16 protein-coding genes are annotated in these 16,875 nt (G+C 64.9%); 10 read left to right on the top strand and 6 right to left on the bottom strand.

Annotated features, from left to right (window positions below):
- Positions 1–45: 45 nt before the first annotated feature.
- Entirely contained in the window at positions 46–1,347 is a 1,302-nt protein-coding gene (gene ugpB, locus AC1DJT_RS02190) for a sn-glycerol-3-phosphate ABC transporter substrate-binding protein UgpB (RefSeq protein WP_441490506.1), read from the bottom strand.
- A 228-nt stretch (positions 1,348–1,575) separates the two neighbouring features.
- Here ugpB and AC1DJT_RS02195 point away from each other — a divergent pair, with 228 nt between their 5' ends.
- The 4 genes from AC1DJT_RS02195 (at position 1,576) to AC1DJT_RS02210 (ending at position 6,652) form a co-directional block, all read left to right on the top strand.
- Positions 1,576–2,754 (top strand): fumarylacetoacetate hydrolase family protein, encoded by a 1,179-nt coding sequence (locus AC1DJT_RS02195; RefSeq protein ID WP_476833442.1) that lies wholly within the window; start codon positions 1,576–1,578, stop codon positions 2,752–2,754.
- Positions 2,751–3,686: a PfkB family carbohydrate kinase gene (locus tag AC1DJT_RS02200; protein ID WP_476833443.1), complete on the top strand. Its 936-nt coding sequence runs from the start codon at positions 2,751–2,753 to the stop codon at positions 3,684–3,686. Before AC1DJT_RS02195 ends, AC1DJT_RS02200 begins: the two co-directional genes overlap by 4 nt.
- Before the next feature lie 13 nt (positions 3,687–3,699).
- Positions 3,700–4,728 carry a proline racemase family protein gene (locus AC1DJT_RS02205; RefSeq protein WP_476833444.1) on the top strand — a complete coding sequence of 343 codons (1,029 nt, stop codon included), beginning with the start codon at positions 3,700–3,702 and terminating at the stop codon, positions 4,726–4,728.
- 151 nt (positions 4,729–4,879) lie between these two features.
- Positions 4,880–6,652, top strand: coding sequence for a hypothetical protein (locus tag AC1DJT_RS02210; protein ID WP_476833445.1), 1,773 nt, complete (start codon positions 4,880–4,882; stop codon positions 6,650–6,652).
- Between the two features lie 12 nt (positions 6,653–6,664).
- Here AC1DJT_RS02210 and AC1DJT_RS02215 read toward each other — a convergent pair whose 3' ends face one another.
- On the bottom strand, positions 6,665–7,567 hold the full coding sequence (locus AC1DJT_RS02215) for a methylated-DNA--[protein]-cysteine S-methyltransferase (RefSeq protein ID WP_441490505.1): 903 nt from the start codon (positions 7,565–7,567) through the stop codon (positions 6,665–6,667).
- Positions 7,568–7,766: 199 nt separating this feature from the next.
- On the opposite strand from AC1DJT_RS02215, the gene AC1DJT_RS02220 reads away from it, so the two are divergent.
- Both AC1DJT_RS02220 and AC1DJT_RS02225 read left to right on the top strand, forming a co-directional pair.
- Complete coding sequence (locus AC1DJT_RS02220) at positions 7,767–8,369, top strand: class I SAM-dependent DNA methyltransferase (RefSeq protein ID WP_476767939.1); 603 nt, start codon at positions 7,767–7,769, stop codon at positions 8,367–8,369.
- 160 nt (positions 8,370–8,529) lie between these two features.
- Positions 8,530–9,741 carry an HD-GYP domain-containing protein gene (locus AC1DJT_RS02225; protein ID WP_476767938.1) on the top strand — a complete coding sequence of 404 codons (1,212 nt, stop codon included), beginning with the start codon at positions 8,530–8,532 and terminating at the stop codon, positions 9,739–9,741.
- Between the two features lie 90 nt (positions 9,742–9,831).
- On the opposite strand, the gene AC1DJT_RS02230 is transcribed toward AC1DJT_RS02225, so the two are convergent.
- On the bottom strand, positions 9,832–10,218 hold the full coding sequence (locus tag AC1DJT_RS02230; protein WP_476767937.1) for a YybH family protein: 387 nt from the start codon (positions 10,216–10,218) through the stop codon (positions 9,832–9,834).
- Positions 10,219–10,286: 68 nt separating this feature from the next.
- Complete coding sequence (locus tag AC1DJT_RS02235; RefSeq protein ID WP_476767936.1) at positions 10,287–10,826, bottom strand: DUF2244 domain-containing protein; 540 nt, start codon at positions 10,824–10,826, stop codon at positions 10,287–10,289.
- Between the two features lie 20 nt (positions 10,827–10,846).
- Between AC1DJT_RS02235 and nth the strand changes: the two genes are divergently transcribed.
- From nth to AC1DJT_RS02255, 4 genes are all read left to right on the top strand, one after another.
- On the top strand, positions 10,847–11,548 hold the full coding sequence (gene nth / locus AC1DJT_RS02240) for an endonuclease III (protein WP_476767935.1): 702 nt from the start codon (positions 10,847–10,849) through the stop codon (positions 11,546–11,548).
- A gap of 104 nt (positions 11,549–11,652) precedes the next feature.
- Positions 11,653–12,702, top strand: coding sequence for a D-xylose ABC transporter substrate-binding protein (xylF, locus tag AC1DJT_RS02245; protein ID WP_441490455.1), 1,050 nt, complete (start codon positions 11,653–11,655; stop codon positions 12,700–12,702).
- Between the two features lie 64 nt (positions 12,703–12,766).
- A complete protein-coding gene (locus AC1DJT_RS02250; RefSeq protein ID WP_441506423.1) occupies positions 12,767–14,008 on the top strand; it encodes a sugar ABC transporter permease in 1,242 nt (413 codons plus the stop codon).
- Between the two features lie 15 nt (positions 14,009–14,023).
- Positions 14,024–14,830 (top strand): ATP-binding cassette domain-containing protein, encoded by an 807-nt coding sequence (locus AC1DJT_RS02255; protein ID WP_476833446.1) that lies wholly within the window; start codon positions 14,024–14,026, stop codon positions 14,828–14,830.
- A 66-nt stretch (positions 14,831–14,896) separates the two neighbouring features.
- Here AC1DJT_RS02255 and AC1DJT_RS02260 read toward each other — a convergent pair whose 3' ends face one another.
- Positions 14,897–15,259 carry an SPW repeat protein gene (locus AC1DJT_RS02260; protein ID WP_441506323.1) on the bottom strand — a complete coding sequence of 121 codons (363 nt, stop codon included), beginning with the start codon at positions 15,257–15,259 and terminating at the stop codon, positions 14,897–14,899.
- A gap of 214 nt (positions 15,260–15,473) precedes the next feature.
- Positions 15,474–16,832, bottom strand: a complete 1,359-nt coding sequence (locus AC1DJT_RS02265; RefSeq protein ID WP_476767933.1) for an esterase-like activity of phytase family protein — start codon at positions 16,830–16,832, stop codon at positions 15,474–15,476.
- Positions 16,833–16,875 lie beyond the last annotated feature (43 nt).

Raw genomic sequence — 16,875 nt, forward strand, 5'->3', positions numbered from 1 at the left:
GAGAAAAGCCGGGGCGGAATGCCCCGGCTCTGGATCGTAGCCGGTTCAGCGCGAGGCGGTCCGTTCGAACTGACGCAGTGCCTGATTGCCACGCTCGACGGCGGCGTCAAGCGCAGCCTTCGGTGTCTTCTGGCCGTTCAGCGCCGCTTCGAGCTCTTCCGACCAGATGTCGCGGATCTGGACCAGGCCGCCGAAGCGCAGGCCGCGCGAATTCTCGGTCGGCTCCTTGTTGTTGAGTTCCAGCAGCGGCGTCTCGAGATAGGGCTTGTCCTTGTAGAAGCCCGAGTCCTTGACCTTGGCATAGGCGGCCTTGGTGATCGGCAGATAACCGGACTCGGTGTGCAGCTTCACCTGGCGGTCGACATCGGACAGGAAGGTGAAGAACTTGGCGACGCCCTTGTATTCGTCAGCCTTCTTGCCGCCCATCACCCACAGCGAAGCGCCGCCGATGATCGAGTTCTGCGGTGCCCCGGCCGCTTCCGGATAGTACGGCATCGCGGCGTTGGCCCAGTCGAACTTGGCATTGGCCTTGACGTTGCCGAAGAAGCCCGACGAGGTCAGCATGATCGGGCATTCGCCCGAGGTGAAGCGGCCTTCACCGTTATTGGTGCGGCCGGAGTAATCGTAGGTCTTGTCCTTCTGCAGCTCGACCAGGTTGGTCCAGTGCTTCAGGAAGAGCGGGCTGTTGAAGTTGAGGACGGTGTCGAAACCATCGAGACCATTCGCCTTGGTCGCGATCGGGATGTTGTGCCAGGCACCGAACTGCTCGATATTGGCCCAGGTCGCCCAGGCATTGGTGAAGCCGCACTTGTCATATCCGGCGGCCTTCAGCTTCTTCCCGGCCTCGAAGACTTCTGGCCAGGTCTTCGGCGGGGCGTCGGGGTTCAGGCCCGCCTTCTTGAAGGCGTCCTTGTTGTACCACATCACCATGCTCGACGAGTTGAACGGCATGGAGAGCATGTCGCCCTTGGCGGTCGAGTAGTAGCCGGTGATCGCCGGCAAATAAGCCTTGGGATCGAAAGGCTCGCCGGCTTCCTTCATCAGTTCGTGCACGGGCTTCACCGCGCCCTTGGCCGACATCATCGTGCCGGTGCCGACTTCGAAGACCTGCAGGATGTGCGGCGCGGTTCCGGCGCGGAAGGCGGCGACGCCGGCATTCAGCGTGTCGGGATAGGAGCCCTTATAGGCCGGAACGACCTTGTATTCCTTCTGGGAGGCGTTGAATTCCTCGGCCAGCTTTACGACAACGTCGTTATTGGCGCCGGTCAGCGCATGCCACCACTGGATCTCTGTCTGCGCGACGGCCGGAGCCGCACCGGCCAGCGTCAACACCGCGGCCGAAATCATCAAGCGCGATCTGGATGTCATCTATCTCTCCCTTATGCCCCGCTCGTGCGGGCGGCTCTTGTCGTTGGTGCGCAAGCTAGCATGAAGAACAGGTGACGTTTCAATGACAATCGCACGACATGTGCGCCATGTCTGATCCGCGTCCCTGCACTCTTGCACATTGGCTGCGAAGCGGCTGTTCTCGCCTGCGACTTTCAACGTGACAATTCCACCAACGGACGATCGATCATGCCCGAGCTTGCCCTGACGCCACGGAACACTTTGCCGGCGGACGCCGCAGCCGCCGCGCTCGCTGGCCGGGTCTGGCGCCCGGACGTCGCCGGTCCCGCGGTCGTTGTTCTGCGCGGTGATKAACTTGTGGATATCACCGCTGCCTTCGCCACGATGCGCGATCTCTGCGAGACGGCCGATCCCGCAGCCGCCCTGCGCGCCGCCAAGGGCCAGCCCATCGGGACGCTMGCCGACATCCTTGCAAACACGCCGCCTTCGCGTCGCGATGCGACGAAGCCCTGGCTGCTCGCACCGCTCGACCTGCAGGCGGTCAAGGCCGCCGGAGTGACCTTCGCGGTTTCGATGCTGGAGCGCGTGATCGAGGAGAAGGCGCGGGGCAACCCGGCCGCCGCCGCCACGATCCGCGAGGAGATCGGCAAGCTCATCGGTGACGATCTCTCGAAGCTGAAGCCCGGCTCGCCCGAGGCGATGCATCTCAAGGACGTGCTGATCAAGCAGGGAGCCTGGAGCCAGTATCTCGAGGTCGGTATCGGGCCGGATGCCGAGATCTTCACCAAGGCGCCGCCGATGTCGGCCGTCGGCACCGGTGTCGATGCCGGCCTGCACCCGGCCTCGACCTGGAACAATCCCGAGCCGGAGATCGTGCTGATCGTCGCCTCGACCGGCGCCATCGTCGGAGCAACGCTCGGCAATGACGTCAATCTGCGCGACGTCGAGGGCCGTTCGGCGCTGCTGCTCGGCAAGGCCAAGGACAACAATGCAGCGGCAGCGGTCGGTCCCTTCATCCGCTTCTTCGACGCCGGCTTCTCGCTCGACCATGTCCGCAGGACAACCGTGACGCTGACGGTCGAGGGCGAGGACGGCTTCAGGCTCGAAGGCTCGTCCTCGATCGCAAAGATCAGCCGCGACCCGGCTGATCTTGCTGCGCAGATGCTCAATCGCAACCATCAGTATCCCGATGGCGCGGCGCTCTATCTCGGCACCATGTTTGCTCCAATCAAGGATCGCGACACGCCGGGCGGCGGCTTCACCCACAAATATGGGGACATCGTCACGATTGCCGCGCCGGAACTGGGAGCGCTCGTCAATTGCATGCGCCGCACCGATGAATGCGAACCCTGGACCTTCGGCGCCTCGCATCTKATGCGCAATCTGGCGAAGCGCGGGCTTCTGTGAACCAGGGGGCGGTCCTCGTCTTCGGCGAAGCGCTCGCCGATCTGGTGCCGGAGGATGGGTGCGGCGAGCGCTATCAGTGCGTGCTGGGCGGATCCGGTTTCAACACGGCGCTGGCGCTCGCCCGCTGCGGCACCTCCGTGGCTTATTGCGCGACGCTCTCGCGCGACGTCACGGGGCGGCGCTTCCAGGCCCGGCTTGTGGCAGAGGCGATCGATCGGCGCTTCGTTGCTGAGAGCGATGCTCCCACACCGTTGGCGGTCGTTGCCCCGCTTGGGGTCGATGGCGGGGCGCGATATCACTTCCACCTCGCCGGTACGGCACTGGCCGAGCCTCCGCCATTGCCCGACCTCACGGGTTTTGGCCATCTGCATGTCACCTCGTTCGGAGCGACGATCGGCCCATCCGGGGACGCGGCGTTGACGCTGCTGCGCCAGGCGCGCTCCGCCGGCCTGAGCACCAGCTATGACGTCAATATCAGGCCGCCGGCGCTGCCGGATCGGGAGGCGGCGCTTGCCGCCATCGAGCAGCGCATGGCGCTGTCAGACCTCATCCGGCTCAGTACGGACGATGCCGACTGGCTCTATCCCGGCGGCTACGTTGCGCCGCTGCGCCGTTGGTTCGACCGGGGCGTTTCAGCGATCCTGCTGACCGAGGGCGATCGCGGAGCGGCGCTCGAACGGCCAGGGAAAAGGACTGTCCGCGGCTTCGTTCCGGTTGCAGAGCTGGTCGACACGATCGGCGCCGGCGACAGCTTCATCGGCGCATTTCTCGCTTCGCTCGCGCAGGCGGGCGAGCTCGGAGCAGGACTGCGCGGATTGTCAGACAGCGTTGCCGCATCCGCAATGGGTTTCGCGGCAGAGGTCGCAGCCGAGACCTGCGGCCGGCGCGGCTGCGATCCGCCGCGTCTCACACCCAAACCACCCTATGAGTGAGGGGAACGCGCCAATGCGCCTGAGCTATCTCGACTACCACACCTGCGGCGAGCCGGTGCGCATCGTTACGGGCGGCTATCCCGAGCTGACCGGCGCGACGATTCTCGACAAGCGTCGACAGGCGCGCGACAGCCACGATCAGCTGCGCCGTGCGATGATGCTGGAACCGCGCGGCCATGCCGGAATGTACGGTGTCATTCCGGTCGAGGCGAGTCATCCCGAGGCTGCCTTCGGCGTGCTCTTCACTCATAACGAGGGCTACTCGACGATGTGTGGCCACGCCACCATCGCGCTCGGCCGCTATGCGATCGAGCGCGGCCTGGTGCCGGCGGTCGAGCCCGTCACGCACTTTGCCATCGAGGCGCCCTGCGGCCTGCTGCGGCTCGCCTGCGACGTCGCCGACGGGAAGGTCGGGGAGGTGCGCTTCGAGAGTGTGCCGGCCTTCGTCCATGCCCGCGACCGTGTGGTCGAGGTGCCCGGCTACGGAAGCGTCACGACGGACATCGCCTATGGCGGAGCCTTCTACTGCATCCTTCCGGCTTCACGCTTCGGGCTCGATCTCTTCGAAACCCCGGTCGAGCAGTTGACCGAKGCTGCTGCTGCCCTCACCGACATTGTGCGGGCCGGCGCGCCGATCACGCATCCCACCGAGCCCGATCTTGGCTTTCTCTACGGGACGATCGTGACCGACGAGGCCGGACCGGGCGAGACCAGTTTCAACCTCTGCATCTTCGCCGAGCGGCAGATCGACCGCTCACCGACCGGCTCGGGCGTGACCGCCCGCATGGCGCTCGACCACGCCAAGGGGCTGCTCGGGCTGGGGCGGACACGGAGTTTCCGCAGTATCACAGGCGGGCGTTTCTCGGGGCGTGTCCTCGGGCCTGCTGCCTATCCCGCCGAGGGAGCGGTCACCGTCGAAGTCGGCGGCCTCAGCTACCTCGCAGGCGAGGGCGCCTTCATTATCGAGGCCGACGATCCGCTCGGACTGGGCTTCGCTTTGCCATCCCGTTTCGCGGAGATCAGTCCTCTCCGAGATGGGTGATAGCGGTCTGCGGTCGGCCGCTGTCGTCCGCGGCACTGTGCTTCGGACCGTCATCGTTCGCTGAATCCCGCTCGGCGGTGAACATACCCGCCGCATTATCGCCCGGCGCGCGAGCCCCCTTCACTCGACCGCAGAGTGCATTGGCCATGGCTTGTGCAGGATACGAGTAAGGTTTCTCTGTCATGTTGGCTGTGAGGCCAAGGATCTGGGCATGACGGTTGGGGACATGAGAGAGGGCAGAAGGCCCGGCTCCGCGCTTGGCGTCGCGCAGATGTTAAGTCGGCTCGCTGGAGCACCGCTGATCTGGCTGGTCGCGTTCGCAGCAGCGGTTGTCATTGGCCTGATGCTGCCCCTGCGCCTGCCGCTGGGCCCCAACTACTGGGACACGAACATCTATCTCGATGCTGCGCAACGCATCGAGGTCGGGCAACTGCCCAATATTGACTTTTTCGCCCCTGTCGGCCCTCTCGGCTACTATCTTGTGACCTGGCTCCACGCCCTGTTTCCGCAGGCGCAGCCGATGCTGCTGGCGAACTGGGGCATCTTGCCGGTCGCCTTGCCAATGATGGCGCTGATTGCCGCCCATGTCGGGAAGCGCTCGCGTGGCCAGGCACTGGCCCTGTTGCTACCTTTCCTGTTGTTCGCGTCGCTGCCGATCAACCTGCACAGCCTCTATCCGATGCCAGGCTTCGATGGCTTCGGGCACTATAACCGCCATATCAGCCTCCTGCTTTACCTGCTCGTGTCGACACTCCTCTTCGTCGAGGCGCGCCGCCTGCAAGTGGGGCTTGTCGTCCTGCTGCTGCTCACCCTCTTCCTGGTCAAGGTCACGGGAGCGGTGTCGGGGACGTTCCTCGTCGGCTATGCGGTTCTGTCCGGACGGATGCGCCTGCGCGACGCGTCCGTCGCCGCGGCGCTGGTCATTGCCGTGCTCGCGCCGCTCGATTTCGTGACCGGCATCGTGCGCGCCTATGTCGATGACATCCTGACCCTGCTCGGCCTGAACACCGGCGCCTTGCTGCCGCGCTTTCTCACCGTCGCTTCGGTGAAGTTCAATGTCGTCGGGCCGAGCCTACTGCTGCTTGTCGCGCTTGCCTATGCTGCCTGGCTGGGGGGCGGCAGGCTTTCCCGGGCCCGATTGCACGGGCTCCTGGCCTCGCCGTTGGGATGGTTCGCCGCGGTTCTGCTGGCGCTGACCCTGTTCGAGACCCAAAACACGGGTTCGCTCGAATTCATCGGGCTCTGGCCCGTCCTTCTGGTGATCCTGGCGGAATGGAGCGGTCGCACCGACCGGCTCGGCAGGATCGTGACGGTCCTGGCCCTGGTGGTTGCCCTGCCGTCGGCCTTGATCTTCGTCGAGCGCAGCGCGCGCGCGGTCCTCGGTGCGGTGAACTACAAGGCACTTGCCGTGCCCGATCTCGGTCCGCTCGGTCGGGTCAGCGTCAAGCCCGACATCGCCGAACGTGCGGTGATCATGCTCGCACATTACGCGGCGCAGCAGACGGGCTATCGCGATCTTGCCGAGCGCGGCGAGCTGCCTTCCTACATTCTCTATTCGGAGATCGACTATCAGGCGACCTGGCTGCTCGAAGTGCAGCAGGGCATCACGGCGATCCGCGCCTGGGAAGCGGCCAATGGGCGCCGGCTCGACAGTCTCTTCACGCTCGATTTCACCGATCCGTTCAACCAACTGCTCGACCGCAGGCCGCCGCGAGGCGTGCCGATCGGTGTCGATCCCGGCCGGACCACGCCGGAGATCGATCCGCCAACGCTGGAAAGCCTGAAACAGGTCGACGCCATCCTGGTTCCGAAATGCCCTCTGACGACGGCGCGCGAGACCATCGCCGCGCATTTCTCGGAGGCCCTGAAAGGGCGCCGGCTGGTCGCGCTGGCGCCCTGCTGGGACATGTATCTGAAGGCGTAAGGGAACTGCCTCTCAGGCCGTCACCCCGCCGGTCTGCCCTGCCTCCCAGCCGAGGATGGCGCGCTTGCGCGTCAGGCCCCAGTGATAGCCGGTCAAGGCCCCGGACTTTCCGATGACGCGATGGCAGGGCACGACGAAGGAGATCGGGTTCTTGCCGACTGCCATGCCGACCGCCCTTGCCGCCGTTGGCCGGCCGAGATGGCAGGCGACATCGCCATAGGTCGTCGCCCTGCCGACCGGGATCTTCAACAGGGTCTCCCAGACGCGCACCTCGAAATCCGTGCCGATCAGCACGACCCGCAATGGCGTCTCGGCGGCCCAGGCCTTCGGGTCGAAGATCCGGCCTGCATAGGGCCGGGTCGAGGCGGGGTCGAAGCGATAATCGGCATGCGGCCAACGCCGCATCATGTCGGCCAGGGCCTCCGCCCGGCCGCCAACGACCTTGCCGCCATCGACGCTGGTCGAGACCCAGCCGAGCCCCGCGAGCCCGCGTTCCGTCACGACGATCAGTGCTTCGCCGAAGGGGGATTCATGGAAGCCGTAGGAGAGGCGCAGGCCTTCGCCGCCGCTCTTCCACTCGCCGGGCGACATCGCCTCATGCGTGACGAAGAGGTCATGCAGTCGGCCGGGCCCCGAGAGCCCAACCTCCAGCGCCGTGTCGAGCACGCTGGCCGATGACCCGAGCAGGCCCTTGGCATGGTCGAGCGTGATCGCTTGCAGAAAGGCCTTGGGGGTCAGCCCGCACCAGCGCCGGAAGAGATGGTGCACGTCGGTCGGGGTCGCGCCGGCAGCGTCCGCGATCGCCTCGATCGTCGGCTGCTCGCGCCAGTTCTCCGTGATGTAGGCCAGGATGCGCCGAACGGTATCGTAGTCGGACCCGGGCGCAGCGGCGGGAAAATCCGCCTCTGCCGGCATGGCCTGCGCGGCGCGGGCGAGCACGGCATTGGAGAATCGGGTGGGTGTCATTGCCGTTTTCATCGGGACCTGAGCGTTCATGGTCGTGAGCCTCGTGTCATGGATCATGACCGGGAATCTAGGGCCGGGAGGATGCCGCCTCCACCCGAAAGCTGGCAAGCTCTGCGGCCTTGCCACGCGATTCGAGCCGTCTGCCACCATGTCCCGTCCCGACCAGGACATCATCGGCCTCTACCAGCGCCATGCCCGGGCCTTCGACGAGCTACGATCGAGGACGCTTGTCGAAAAGGCCTGGCTTGATCGCTTCCTGCAGCTCCTTCCGGCCGGGGCATCGATTCTCGATATCGGCTGCGGCGCCGCGGAGCCGATTGCGCGCTATTTCATCGAGAGTGACTATCGCGTGACCGGCATCGATGCCTCGGCCCCTCTGATCGATCTCTGCAGGCAACGCTTCCCGGCCAATGACTGGCAGATCGGCGACATGCGCAAGCTTTCACTGAAGCGCCGCTTCGACGGGCTGATCGCCTGGGACAGTTTCTTTCATCTCACCCCCGAAGACCAGCGACCGATGTTCCCGATCTTCAGAGAGCATGCTGCGCCGGGCGCGGCGCTGATGTTCACCAGCGGGCCCCGGCATGGCGAGGCAATCGGCTCCTTCGAGGGTGAGCGGCTCTATCACGGCAGCCTGGCCCCGGCGGAGTACGGGGCCCTGCTCGACGAGAACGGCTTCGACGTCCTGTCCCATGTCGCCGAGGACCCGGACTGCGGCGGGCACACGATCTGGCTCGCAAGATTGAGATAGCCACCGGTCCGCAATTGAAACCTGCGCTCCTGTCGGGGCAGTATTGTACTGCTTGTTAATGACATTCCTGCATATGTCGAAGACGACGTGAAGGCGTGTACTCCATCTTGTGGTAGGCCTTGGTTCCCTAGCGTCATGTCGCGAATCATCGAGCTGTTCCATGAGCGAGCCGCCTCATCTGCTTAACCTCGGCAGCGACATGCGGGCTCCGCCCAAGGACGTCCCTTACGACGTCCCGCTGACTGACCTCGAGGAGCTATCCCTGAGCCTGTCGATGGCGCGGGGCCTCGACGAGATCATGGCGATCGTGCGGGGCAGCGCGCGAAGGCTTGTCGGGGCAGACGGAATCACCTTCGTCCTGCGCGAAGGCGACCAATGCTACTATGCCGACGAGGATGCGATCGCGCCGCTCTGGAAGGGCCAGCGCTTTCCCTTCGAATCCTGCATTTCCGGCTGGGCGATGGGGCATCGCGAAGTCGTCGTCATCGACGATATCTATGCCGACAGCCGTATCCCGCACGCGGCCTATCGTCCGACATTCGTACGCAGCCTCGTCATGGTTCCGGTTCGACCGGAGGACCCCGTCGCTGCAATCGGAGCCTATTGGGCAAGCAAGCAGCCGCCGTCCGAAGCCAGCGTCATCGTGCTCAAGCGCATCGCCAACAGCGCTGCTGTCGCGATGACCAATGTCGCCCTCCTCAACTCGCTCCGGGCAGCCAAGGAAGAGGCTGTGCGGGCGAAAGAGGCAGTCATCCTGGCAATGGCATCGCTGGCGGAGACCCGGGACAGCGAGACGGGAAACCACATCCGCCGCACCCAGCATTATGTTCGTGCCCTCGCCAGGGCTTCGCGCGACCGGGGCCTGTACATGCAGGTGCTCGACACGGATATGGTCGATCTTATCTACAAATCCGCGCCACTGCACGATATCGGCAAGGTCGGCATCCCCGACAGCATCCTGCTCAAGCCAGGTAAGCTCGACGCGGACGAGTTCGCCGTGATGAAGACGCATGCCGAGTTGGGCCGGCAGGCCATCGCCGAGGCCGAGCGGCATCTCGGCGGAGTGAGCTCGTTCCTCAGCCTGGCCATGGAGATCGCCCATAGCCATCACGAGAAATGGGATGGCAGCGGCTATCCACGAGGATTGAAGGGAGAGGAGATCCCTCTCTCGGGGCGGTTGATGGCGATCGCCGATGTCTATGACGCCCTCGTCACCGAGCGGGCGTACAAGTCGGCGCTCCCGCACGCCCAGGCGGTCGAGATCATCGTTGGCGACCGAGGGCGCCATTTCGATCCCGCGCTGACAGATGTCTTCGTGGAGATCGCTGCCAGCTTCGAGACGATCCACCGGACATTCTCGGACGGCCCTTAGGTCGCGACTCAGACGGCGTGTTCGGCTCGTATCCCGGCCACAGCCCTTCAAGTCTGGAGTGGATCGCCTGCCGCTTCCGCCACATTCGGATCAGCCCATCTCGGTCAGCAGATTGGCATCCCGTGCGAGCTTCCAGCGCCCGTCCGGCTCCTTCTTGAACAGGGTCAGCGTGTAGCCGGTCCTGTGCCGCGATGAGCCTGTGGCGAGAGATGTTGCGGTCATGTCGAGATGACTGCGCACGAAAGCCCAGTCGCCGAGGACCTTCAGCTCGTGGATCGTGCTGTTCCCTTCGATCTTGAGGTCGCTCATGGTGTCGGACATAGCGGCGAACGTCGCCTTGCCGAACGGGGCCTGCCCCGGAACCATGAAAATGGCATCCTCCGTCATCAGCTCCAGCACCGATGCCACATCGCCAGCCTTGCTCGCGGTGAGCCATTTCTCGATGAGCGTGCGAATCTCCCTCTCGTCATCACTCATGCCGCCTCCTTCAAGGGTCGATGACCGGCGCAGAGCCATGATTGCTGGGTGCGGCAGGTTGCCGGCCTTCACGCCGCGCTGAAATCCGTACCCCGCCTTGCCCTGGCGAGCGCGGCGCCGAGTGCATCCGCGAACCCCTCCCGCTCCTGCGGAGAGAGCGCGGCAGCCACCGATACGCTGCGGCCACGCGAGACCAGCGAGAGCCCCATCAGCCCGTAATCCTCGTCTCGCTCCCTCTCGAGCTTGGTCCAGGCTGGATTGGAGCGCCAGACAGCCTCCTTGCCGTGATGCGAAACTTTGCGCAGCAGCACCTCGAGCGGCGTCACCACGATGCGCTCGAAGGCGCGCGCCGCGTTGAAATTGACCTTGAAGGCGATGAAGAGTGCGAGGATGTCGAGGCCGAAGAAGCCGGCGACGGGCCAGGCGCCCAGCACGACGAAGGGAATCGAGGAGACGATGCTGGCGAGGCAGACGAGCGTCATCACGATGCGAAAGCCGTTCCGGCCGAGCGAGCGATGCGGAGTAATGGTCGCGTCGAAGACCGGCCGCTCCGAGGCCTGCGTCCGCTCTCCGGCATATCCATCGCGATCGTGCTTGCCGATGCTCATCGCGTAATTATAACGCCCACATGAGCGAACGGAACAGGCCCGCGGGCCGCGCCCAGGGCCTGGCAAAGATCACGACACCGAGACCGCGCCGCGCGGCGGGCATCCGTGAGATCTTTCTGCGCTTCCAGGCCGCCAATCCCGAGCCCAAGGGCGAACTCGAGGCGACCAACGCCTTCACTTTGCTGGTCGCCGTCGTGCTGTCGGCGCAGGCGACCGATGCGGGCGTCAACAAGGCGACGCGCAAGCTCTTCGAGCTTGCCGACACGCCGCAGAAGATGGTGGCGCTCGGCGAGGACAAGGTGCGCGAGCTGGTCAGGACGATCGGCCTCTTCCGCACCAAGGCGAAGAATGTCATCCTGCTCAGCGAGAAGCTGATTGCGGAGTTCGGTGGCGAGGTCCCTGCCGACCGTGCCGCGCTCGAAAGCCTGCCTGGCGTCGGGCGCAAGACCGCCAATGTCGTGCTCAACATCGCCTTCGGCGAGATCACCCACGCCGTCGACACCCATGTCTTCCGCATCGCCAATCGCCTGCGCATCGCGCCGGGCAAGACCGTGCTTGCAGTCGAGATGGGATTGGAGAAGGCGGTGCCGCCGGAATTCGGCCGCCATGCCCATCATTGGCTGATCCTGCATGGTCGCTACATCTGCAAGGCACTGCGCCCCGAATGCGGCCGCTGCCTGCTCAACGATCTCTGCGACTCCCCCGACAAGCGGGTGGCTTGACGCCTTTCTCGCGATAGGCTGTCCTCTGAATGTGAGGCGCTCCGGACGCTGACCAGGCGATCCCCCAAGAGAGCGCACGGCCAGAGGAATCGCGGGAGATTGCCATGCTCAGACATATGATGCTTGCCGCCGGTGTTACCCTGGCGGCAGCGGGCGGATTCTCGCCTGCCTTTGCCCAGACGAAGGGCCCGGTCGTCGGGGTCAGCTGGTCGAATTTTCAGGAAGAACGCTGGAAGACCGACGAGGCCGCGATCAAGGCGGCGATCGAGAAGGTCGGCGGCACCTATCTCTCGGCCGATGCGCAATCCTCTCCCGCCAAGCAACTCACCGATGTCGAAAGCCTGATCGCCCGTGGTGCCAAGGCCCTGATCGTCCTGGCCCAGGATGCGCAGGCCATCCGGCCCGCCGTCGAGAAGGCGGTCAATGAAGGCATTGCAGTCGTCGGCTATGACCGGCTGATCGAGATTCCGCAGGCCTTCTACCTGACCTTCGACAATGTCGAGGTCGGTCGCATGATGGCGCGCGAGGTCCAGAAGGCGAAGCCGGAAGGAAACTTCGTCTTCATCAAGGGATCGAGCTCCGATCCGAATGCGGGCTTCCTCTATCAGGGCTCCGTCGAGATTCTGAAGCCGGCAATCGATTCCGGCAAGATCAAGAATGTCGGCGAGGCTTTTACCGACGGCTGGCTCCCTGCGAACGCCCAACGCAACATGGAGCAGTTCCTGACCCGCAATGCCAACAAGGTCGACGCGGTGATCGCGGCCAATGACGGCACGGCGGGCGGCGCCATTGCGGCAATGGCCGCGCAGGGGCTCGCCGGCTCGGTACCGGTTTCCGGCCAGGACGCCGATCGCGCGGCATTGAACCGCGTCGCGCTCGGGACGCAGACGGTGACGATCTGGAAGGATGCACGCGAGCTCGGGCGTAATGCGGCCGAGATCGCGATCAAGCTTGCCGGCGGCGCCAAGCTGACCGAGATCGCGGGTGCGGCAAGCTGGAACCAGGGCCCGAGCAAGCAGGCGATGACGGCGCTCTTCCTCAAGCCCGTACCGGTGACGAAGGACAATCTCGGTGTGGTGATCGAGGCGGGCTGGGCTCCAAAGGCCGCTGTCTGCCAGGGCGTCGCAGCCGGCAAGGTCAAGGCTTGTGACTGAGGTCGCTCCAGCCCCGGTTTCTGAGAAGGTGCCGGGGCCAGGCGCAAGGAGCGTGGCCGACCACATGCGCGAGATCGAGTTCGATCCGCGCATGATCGGCATGGTCGCCGCGCTTGGGGTGATCTGGCTCGGCTTCAACTGGCTTTCCGACGGAGCCTTCCTGACTCCGCGAAATCTTTGGAATCTGCTGGTCCAGACGGCATCGATCGCCGTCATGGCCTGCGGCATGGTGCTTGTCATCGTGACGCGCAATATCGACCTCTCGGTCGGTTCGATGCTCGGCTTCGTCGGCATGGTGGTCGGGCTGGTCCAGGCGCGACTGCTGCCGGAGCTGCTTGGCTTCGAGCATCCCGCCACATGGTTCATCAGCATCCTGGTTTCCGTTGCGCTCGGCGGCGTCCTCGGCCTGTTCCAGGGTGCGTTGATAGCCTATCTCGCCATCCCCTCCTTCATCGTCACGCTCGGTGGCCTTCTTGTCTGGCGTGGCGCAGCCTGGTGGGTGACGCAGGGCCAGACCATCGCGCCGATGGACACGCGTTTCCGCCCCCTTGGTGGCGGCATCGAAGGCGCGATCGGCACGGGTGCATCCTGGGCGATCGGTCTGGTGATCTGCGCCTTGATCCTTGCCGGGATCGTGCTTGCCCGCCGCCGGCGGCGGCGCTTCGGTTTCGGCCTGCGGCCGATCTGGGCTGAAGGCGCCATTGCCGCGCTTGGCTGCGGCGCCGTGCTCGGCACCGTGATGGTCGCCAATGCCTATCCTCTGCCGGCCGGCGTTGCGCGCCGCCTGGTCGAGGCCAGAGGCCTCGTCTGGCCGGAGGGCGGGCTGACCATCGGCCATGGCCTTGCGGTTCCCGTGCTGTTGGCGCTGGCGGTCGGCATCGTGATGAGCTTCTTGACCAAGCGGCTGCGGTTCGGCCGCTATGTCTTCGCGATCGGCGGTAATCCCGAGGCAGCGCAGCTTTCCGGCGTCAACACCCGCAAGGTGCTGACCCTGGTCTTCGGGTTGATGGGGGTGCTTGTCGGCATATCCGCCTGCATCTCCACGGCCCGCCTCAATGCCGCGACGAATTCGGCCGGAGCCCTCGACGAGCTCTATGTCATTGCGGCGGCGGTGATCGGCGGCACATCGCTTGCCGGTGGCGTCGGCACCATCGCGGGTGCGATGCTGGGCGCGCTGGTGATGCAGTCGTTGCAATCGGGCATGGTGCTGATCGGCGTCGATACGCCGCTGCAGAACATCGTCGTCGGCGTGGTGCTGGTCGTGGCCGTCTGGCTCGACGGGCTCTACCGTCGCAAGCTGAGCTGAGGGAGGAGGGACGTCATGAGCCTCGCCACGGCCCGGGACATCGAGACCCCACCGCTCGTCGAGATGCGCGACATCTCGATCGCCTTCGGTGGCATCAAGGCGGTCGACACTGTCAGTGTCGACCTCAAGGCCGGCGAGGTTGTCGGCCTGCTCGGTCACAACGGTGCCGGCAAATCGACGTTGATCAAGATCCTGTCGGGAGCCTACCAGGCCGATGCCGGCGAGATCCGCATCAGCGGTGAGCCGGCTGCGATTGCCAATCCGCGTGACGCCAAGCGCTACGGCATCGAGACGATCTACCAGACCCTGGCTTTGGCCGACAATGTCGACGCCGCAGCCAATATCTTCCTCGGACGGGAGCTGCTGACGCCCTGGCACACGCTGGATGATTCCGCGATGGAATCCGAAACGCGCAAGGTGATGGGACGGCTCAATCCGCATTTCCGGCGCTTCAAGGAGCCGGTCAAAGCGCTCTCGGGCGGCCAGCGTCAGTCGGTTGCGATCGCGCGCGCGATTTACTTCAACGCCCRGGTTCTGATCATGGACGAGCCGACGGCAGCGCTCGGGCCTGCGGAGACGAAACAGGTTGCCGATCTCATCCTTGAACTGAAGCGTCAGGGAATCGGCATCTTCCTGATCAGTCATGACCTGCATGACGTCTTCGATCTCGCCGACCGGCTCAGCGTGATGAAGAACGGCCGGGTTGTCGGTACTGCCCGCACCAGCGATGTGACGCAGGACGAGGTGCTGGCGATGATCATCTCAGGGAAATGTCCCGCGGGCGCCACTCCGGGGCCGGGCGCGCTGCGCGGCCAGGCGTAGCGAAGGCCACGAGAACCCGCCGCCTCGCAGCGGCGGGTCAGGAGATCGCGCGGTGTCGCGACCCGTTCAGGCCGTCGCGTGCGGCTCGTGCCGGTAGTCCCAGACAGCCCAGGCCGAGACGGCAGCCGTCAGCACGCCGAGGATCGTGTGGGTCCAGAACGCGTTGAAGTTGCCGGTAAAGCCGAGCACCCAGGGAGCTGCCATCAGCCAGACGCCGAGCACCAGGTTCACCCATTCCTCCCATTCCTTGAACATCGAGAGCGCCGCGACCGCCACAAGGGCGAGCACGATGCCGATGATCCAGGCGTTGCGGGCGGCCATCATGTCGCCCGTAAAACGCATGATCCAGGGAGAGATGAACAGGCACGCGGCGAGGAGAAGATTGCACAAGTCCTGCGGCCGTTTGCCTTCCGTATTCGCGGTCAACATGATCACCTCCATCAGTGACGATCATCCAAACCACCATGCCTAGCGCCCGAAGGCGCTTGCTAAGGAAAATGTGGTGTTGCCAGAACAGCTGTTCAAGCTCGCCGGATCGAAACGAGAATGGCCGGCGCGAGGCCGGCCATGATGTTGCGAGTGCTGCGCGCCGGGACAGGCTTACTTGGCTACGACTTAGTCGTTGCAAGCTGGGCCGTCTCGCTCACTTGGCGGCGAGCAGGTCCTTGACCGAGAGCAGCACGAGTTCGTTGTCATCGGCCTTCTTCGGGTCGCGCGACGAGGAGAAGGGCAGGTTGTTGTCGTTGCCGACGACGATGATGCCATTGGCGCGGTCGACGACATCGACGTTCTCGATGGTGAAGAAGGGGAAAGGCAGCACGCCGTCGATGGCACCCTGCTTCGCCTTCTTGTCCGGGTCGGCGATCTTCATCAGGTCGATGAAGCCGATCTTGCGCACCGACTTGCCGACATTGGCGTCGGTCATCTCGATCTTCACGATCCGCTTGAACTTGGCGAGGTCATGGAAGCAGTCCGGGCCCTTCTGGCCGGCCGCGCAGCCCTTGTCGGCAGTGCCTTCGCCATTATCACGCTCGATGATCAAGGCGGTGGTGGCGTCGATCATGTTGAAATCGCCGATGGCGAGCCCCTTCTGCTCGAGCGGGAAGAACCAGGAGCGGCCGGTCCACTTCTCGTTCTGCACGTCGAATTCGAGGATGCGCAGCACTTCCTTGCCGTCGACTTCCTCATTGCCCTTGGTCTCGGCGTTCCAGAGCGGGCCTTCGAGCAGCGGGTAAAGAAAGCGCCCGTCCGGCGAGGCCGCCATGCCCTCATAGCCCTTGGAGCGGCGCACATTGAACTCGACGGGCAGGTTCGGGGCGCCGGGCGTCGTCACGGCGTAATGGTCGGGCGAGCGCGCCGGCTTGCCGTCGACCGTGGTCTCGAACACCGCCTCGACCTTGCCGTCGGCGTCGACGCGGATCAGGTAGGGTCCGAATTCCTCACCGATCCAGAACTTGCCGCCGATTGGCTGGATGGATTCGGGATCGAAATCGGCGCCGGTCAGATAGCGCTTCTCGGTGCCCTCGTGGACGATGCGGAACGGCACCTTCTTGCCGGGATCATGCAGGAAGGTGGTCGCGAGACGTTCGATCTTGCCGCCGTTGAAATCGGCCTTGAGGCGATGGAAGAACAACATCGCGTCGGGCGAGTTCACCTTGGAGCCGAAGCCGTTATCGGTCAGCACCAGGAACTCGCCATTGCCGAGCGAGCGGATGCCGGAGAAGCCCTGCACCGGCTGACCGGCAAATGGCGTGGACAGCCCGGTCGGGCGGCCGCCCGACGTACCCATCACGGTGCCGACGGCCTCGACGCGTTTGCCGGGCTGGACGAACTTGCCGGAGACCTTGAGGTCAGCCGGCGCATCGGCCGGGGCCGGGATGATGGTGTTGGCCGGCAGGAGCGCATGGCCGACGAGCTTGGCGGGGAATTCCTTCGGCGCGTCCTGCGCACCGGCGAGCATGGTCGAGGACAGCAGCAGGGCTGCGGCGAGGGCAAGGCGCATGGGTCACTCCGGCGCGGGGAAGAAGACCGCGCCGGCTTGGCCG

Source organism: Allobosea sp. 05T422_2, from assembly GCF_056396265.1.